This is a genomic window from Halomonas sp. 3D7M (assembly GCF_014897885.1).
Lineage (GTDB): Bacteria > Pseudomonadota > Gammaproteobacteria > Pseudomonadales > Halomonadaceae > Vreelandella.
Window position 1 is genome coordinate 9,806 of record NZ_JABUZF010000267.1, and the last position, 4,804, is coordinate 14,609.

At 52.4% G+C, this 4,804-nt stretch carries 6 protein-coding genes and 1 pseudogene; 5 read left to right on the forward strand and 2 right to left on the reverse strand.

Annotation, left to right across the window (positions count from 1 at the left end):
- Positions 1–1,079: hypothetical protein (locus INT22_RS17830; RefSeq protein ID WP_226912873.1), on the forward strand; the 1,079-nt coding region annotated here is incomplete at its 5' end.
- An 8-nt stretch (positions 1,080–1,087) separates the two neighbouring features.
- The gene (locus INT22_RS17835) at positions 1,088–1,918 is read left to right on the forward strand and encodes a mechanosensitive ion channel family protein (protein ID WP_089039529.1); all 831 of its coding nucleotides are present in this window, start codon (positions 1,088–1,090) and stop codon (positions 1,916–1,918) included.
- A 65-nt stretch (positions 1,919–1,983) separates the two neighbouring features.
- On the opposite strand, the gene INT22_RS17840 is transcribed toward INT22_RS17835, so the two are convergent.
- The gene (locus INT22_RS17840) at positions 1,984–2,715 is read right to left on the reverse strand and encodes a YebC/PmpR family DNA-binding transcriptional regulator (RefSeq protein ID WP_038477348.1); all 732 of its coding nucleotides are present in this window, start codon (positions 2,713–2,715) and stop codon (positions 1,984–1,986) included.
- A 188-nt stretch (positions 2,716–2,903) separates the two neighbouring features.
- Between INT22_RS17840 and INT22_RS17845 the strand changes: the two genes are divergently transcribed.
- Both INT22_RS17845 and INT22_RS17850 read left to right on the forward strand, forming a co-directional pair.
- On the forward strand, positions 2,904–3,521 hold the full coding sequence (locus INT22_RS17845; protein ID WP_051626348.1) for a LysE family translocator: 618 nt from the start codon (positions 2,904–2,906) through the stop codon (positions 3,519–3,521).
- A 77-nt stretch (positions 3,522–3,598) separates the two neighbouring features.
- Positions 3,599–4,084 (forward strand): glutathione peroxidase, encoded by a 486-nt coding sequence (locus tag INT22_RS17850; protein ID WP_193068665.1) that lies wholly within the window; start codon positions 3,599–3,601, stop codon positions 4,082–4,084.
- A 16-nt stretch (positions 4,085–4,100) separates the two neighbouring features.
- Here the strand turns inward: INT22_RS17850 and INT22_RS17855 are convergent, their stop codons facing one another.
- Positions 4,101–4,484 (reverse strand): DUF7079 family protein, encoded by a 384-nt coding sequence (locus tag INT22_RS17855; RefSeq protein ID WP_193068666.1) that lies wholly within the window; start codon positions 4,482–4,484, stop codon positions 4,101–4,103.
- Between the two features lie 158 nt (positions 4,485–4,642).
- On the opposite strand from INT22_RS17855, the pseudogene INT22_RS21435 reads away from it, so the two are divergent.
- Positions 4,643–4,804 (forward strand): annotated as a pseudogene (locus tag INT22_RS21435) (bifunctional NADH-specific enoyl-ACP reductase/trans-2-enoyl-CoA reductase); the annotation flags it as partial.

Below are 4,804 nucleotides of genomic sequence, written 5' to 3' on the forward strand. Positions count from 1 at the left end.
GAGAAGCCTCCGAACACCAAGCAAAAGAAGAGAGTGAGCTGCGTAAGTTATCTGAAGTCGCACTTTCGCACTGGGTGCCTGCTATTGATTGGACACCGGCGGCTCGTGCTCTCAGCCAAGTAACGGAAGGGTATGTTGATGCGCCAGTCGTGTTGTTTATTTCGCCACCTCATGGTGGCCACGCAGCTGTCGTTAGCCATTGGGCGCAGCAGCAGGGCGTCAATTGCATATCTGCACCCACCCTCAACGAGCTCACAGAGGGTTGCCTAGAATGGGTCGAGCGCTGTGGTTCCCAGCGTCAGTGGGTAATTCCCGCCTTAGAGCGGCATTTTTTACGCCATACCCAAGGACTGCAGGGCGTCCGTGAATTGTTAGAGCGGGCGTTAAGTGGTCGTTTGGGGCAGGGCGTGATTGGTTGTGATAGCTGGACGTATGCTTATTTGCAGCATGCGGTGGGGTTGGAAGGCGTACCTGTGGTTACCCTGCAGGCATTAGAGGGTGAGCAGCTGGCACACTATTTTGCCCAGTTGGCGGGTGATGGTGGCGTCCGCCCGACGGTGTATAGCTCCCGTACGGGGCAGCCGATTCTTGCTGACGTTAGTGAAGATAGCGCTGATGGTGAGCGTTCCTATAAAGAGTTGCAACGTCTAGCAGCCCATTGTCGAGGGCATTTAGGTATTGCTTGGCACTACTGGCGAGAGCGACTGCGCGAACCGGCGGGAAATGGGGATAGTGGCCGTTCACAAGAGCAGTCTGAAGGGCAGCCAAAAGAGCCGTCAAAAGAGTCTTCAAAAGAGCTATGGCTATTGGATGCGTTGGCGGAAGCGGAGTTAGCGTCGGATACGGGGGATGTGGCAACGCTGTTGCTGCATACACTGCTCATTCATGGGGGACTAGAGGATCAAGCGTTAGGGTATGTGCTGCCATTCTCGAGTCATGAAGCGCTAAACGCACGGTTAGCACTTGCTCGCCAGGGAATTCTCCGTTGCCATCAAGGGCGCTGGCAAGTCGCCCCATTAAGCTACGCAAGCGTGCGACAACTGCTGGAATCGCGAAACTATCTAGTTGACCCGCTTTAGGAGCTGATATGGACGATCAAGAGCAGTACGCCAAGCTGTTTAATGATATTGATAGTCAAGCGCTGATTACCTTAGGAGTCATTCTAGCGAGTACGGTGCTATTGATTATTGTCAGCCAGAGAGGATTGAACTGGTTAGCCAATCGCTTGCATGGCCAAGTGCGGTTTAGAGTATTTGCGCTGGTGCCACTCACCCGGTTATTGATTTTAATTACCGCACTGGCTGTGGCTGTACCTATCGTTATTGAGCCTTCATTACGCAATATGGTAACGCTGCTGGGGGCCATTGGCCTAGCGATTGGCTTTGCCCTAAAAGATTACGTAAGTAGCTTGATTGCCGGAGTAGTATCTGCCGTTGAATTGCCCTATCGGCCAGGGGATTGGGTCAACATTGAAGGGACTTACGGCGAAGTAAAGCACGTTGGCATGCGCACAGTAGAAATAGTAACGCCCGACGATGATTTGGTGGCGGTGCCTCATCTTAAACTTTGGGATTCCGCTATTTATAACGCTAACAATGGCGACGTTAGTCTTCAGTGCGTGGCAAGTTTTTATCTTCACCCGGAGCACGAAGCTGGCTGGGTGCGTAAAGCGTTACGAGACGTCGCGTTAACCAGTGCTTACCTTAAGTTTGATAAGCCGATTATTGTCGTAGCGGAGGAGAAACCTTGGGGCACGCATTACCGTATTCGCGCTTATCCGGTGGATCCACGGCAGCAGTTTTTGTTTATCACTGATTTGACCGTGCGCGGTAAACAAGTACTAAGTGCAGCGGGCGTTACTCCGGCGTTGTTACCGCCTGATGCAGCCTTGGACTCACAGGGCGCCGCTAGTCAATGACTACGACCTGCGGTCGCCGACGACATAGGTGTCGACGACCATAAGGGGGCTAACCGAATGACGGTTTAAGCCGTTGCTTCCGGTAGTTCGGCACTGTGGAAAACATTCTGAACATCGTCCAGCTCTTCGAGCATGCCCAGTAGTTTCTCAAACATCACCACGTCATCGCCGTCGATGGGCGTGGGGGTTTGTGGTAAGAATTGGATTTCGTCTACTTCGAAATCAATCTCACCGAAAGCATCCAACAGCGCTTGTTTGGCTTTAGCGTAATCGGTATGCGGCGCAAAAACCGTGATCCGTTCCTCTTCCTGCTCAATGTCGGTAACGTCGACATCGGCTTCCATGAGTGCTTCAAGTACTGCTTCTTCATCACTGCCCGCAAACGAAAAAATCGCGCAGTGATCAAACATGTGACTAACGCTACCGGGAGTGCCAATTTTGCTTTTCGTTTTGGTAAAGCAGCCGCGCACATCACCAAAGGTGCGATTGGGGTTGTCGGTCAAACAGTCGACGATCACCATTACGTTACCGGGACCAAAGCCTTCATAGCGCGCGGGTGAAAAGTCTTCGCCGCCTGCGCCGCTCGCTTTATCCAAGGCTTTATCGATAACGTGAGACGGTACCTGATCTTTCTTAGCACGCTCCATTAAACCGCGTAGCGCAAGGTTACCGTTTGGATCTGTGCCGCCTGCTTTAGCGCAGACGTAAATTTCACGTCCATACTTGCTGTAAACCTTGGTTTTCGCAGCGGCCGTTTTGGCCATGGATTCCTTACGGTTTTGAAACGCCCTACCCATATTGAAGTCCTTTATTAGCCATGAACCGCCTGCATAGCAGGCGTCATCGTTTTCAAAAAGGGGAAAATTTTACCCAACAGCGTACCATGCTAACAGCGTTATTTAAGGGGATAGATTTATTCGCTAAACGCTTGTGCGACTGTCGTATACTCAGCCAACCTACATTGTTGTCTTTCAAGGAGAGAAAAATGCCGTTGTCACTCTGGCTATCGCTGGCCGCCATCTGCGCCATGGGGGCGATGTCACCAGGACCTAGTCTGGCACTGGTACTGCGCCATACGCTAGGAGGTGGTCGCTTACCCGGCATGACGGCGGCGATTTTTCATGCGCTGGGCGTCGGGTTTTATGCGTTGCTCACCGTGTGGGGCTTAGGTGCGCTTATTGTGCGCCATCCAGATTTATTTCAACTAGTGACATGGTGTGGGGCGGCCTATTTAGCTTGGCTTGGGATAAAAGCACTACGGGCGGGCAGAGGTGGAGCGCTATCCCCGGATGCCGCAGTGACAACGCCACGCCAAGCTGCCAAGGAAGGGGTGCTGGTGGCGCTGGGTAATCCCAAGTTGATCATTTTCTTTGTGGCGCTATTAAGTCAGTTCGTGACGCCTGAAATGAGTGTCCTTGCCAAGGCAATTATCGTCGCAACTGCGATTATTATTGATGGGGGATGGTATGTGTTAGTAGCAGTAGGGCTTTCACACTCTCGCGTATTACCTTGGCTCCAGCGCCATGCCCACTGGATTAATCGAATCACCGGGGTGCTACTGATTGCACTGGCGCTGCGCGTTGTCGCAGGGCCGATTAGTTGATAAGCCGCACTGGTGTAACTGCCAATGCCGTGGCATGGTAAAGCCTATGCTGGTGGAGTCATTTAGGGGGCCTTGCGATGATGATTTATGAGCAGGATTGTTATACCCATCAAGGCAAGCCATTTAACTTGCGGGCGCTGCGCGGGCAGGTGTTGTTGGTCGTTAATGTGGCCAGTAAGTGTGGCTTTACCCCGCAGTTAAGAGAACTGGAAAGTTTGTACCAGCGCTACCGAGACCGTGGTTTTACGGTGCTTGGTTTCCCCTGTAACCAGTTTGGTAAGCAGTCGCCGGAGAGTGCAGAGGCTTTCTGTATCTTCGGCGAACAGCAGTTTGGCGTCAGCTTTCCACTCATGGAAAAAGTATCAGTGAATGGCCCAAACGCCCATCCGCTGTTTGTGGTGCTTAAACAAGAAGCACCGGGCGTGTTAGGCACCAAAGTGATCAAGTGGAATTTTACCAAGTTCTTGGTGGGACGCGATGGCAGGGTAATCGCACGGTTTGCTCCCAACGATCATGGCCTGTCACTGCGGCTTGCGCTGGAAGCCGCTCTTGATAAAGAGTAAAGCGCAAGGTGAATGGTTAGTGCTCGCCGCGGGTAACCATTAGGCGCTGCATTAACTCTACCCAGCGATGACGAACCATCATCGTGGTTAACCCAGAAAACAGCGCCCAACTTTTGCGCCGCCAGCCTTTCAGACGCAGGTTGTGGCTTACCAACTGCTTCATCAGCGTATAGTCATCGAATTTTCGCCATTCACTGGCAATTGACAGCTGGTGCCTTGCCATCACTGGAGCAAGCTCTAAGCGGAACATCCACTCTAGCTCTTTCAGTGACATGTCATGCTGTTCGATCATCTCAATCATATGGGCGTAGTCACGCTCGCTTGGCTCACGGTCCAGCCATAGCGGCGCAAGAGCAAGCCATAGGTCGCCGCGTTCATCGACTAGCTGCTGTGCGTTCATCAGGGTCTCGTCGGCAAGGAGTTGTCTGGTCGCTATCCTGCCGTGAATGGCGAAGAAGCTCAAGAGCGGACAGGGCGCGTCTAGACCGCTAGAATACCCCCACACGGTAATGGCACTGCCATGCTGATAGCGACATCAATCTGATAAAGGGGTCCAATGTGATCATTAAACCAAAAGTGCGTGGTTTTATCTGCACCACCACTCACCCTAAAGGCTGCGAGCAAAACGTTCTGGAACAGATCGAAGCGACCCGTGCGCGTGGTTTAGATAAAAGCCAAGGCCCTAAAAAGGTGCTGGTGATTGGTGCTTCTAGCGGCTAC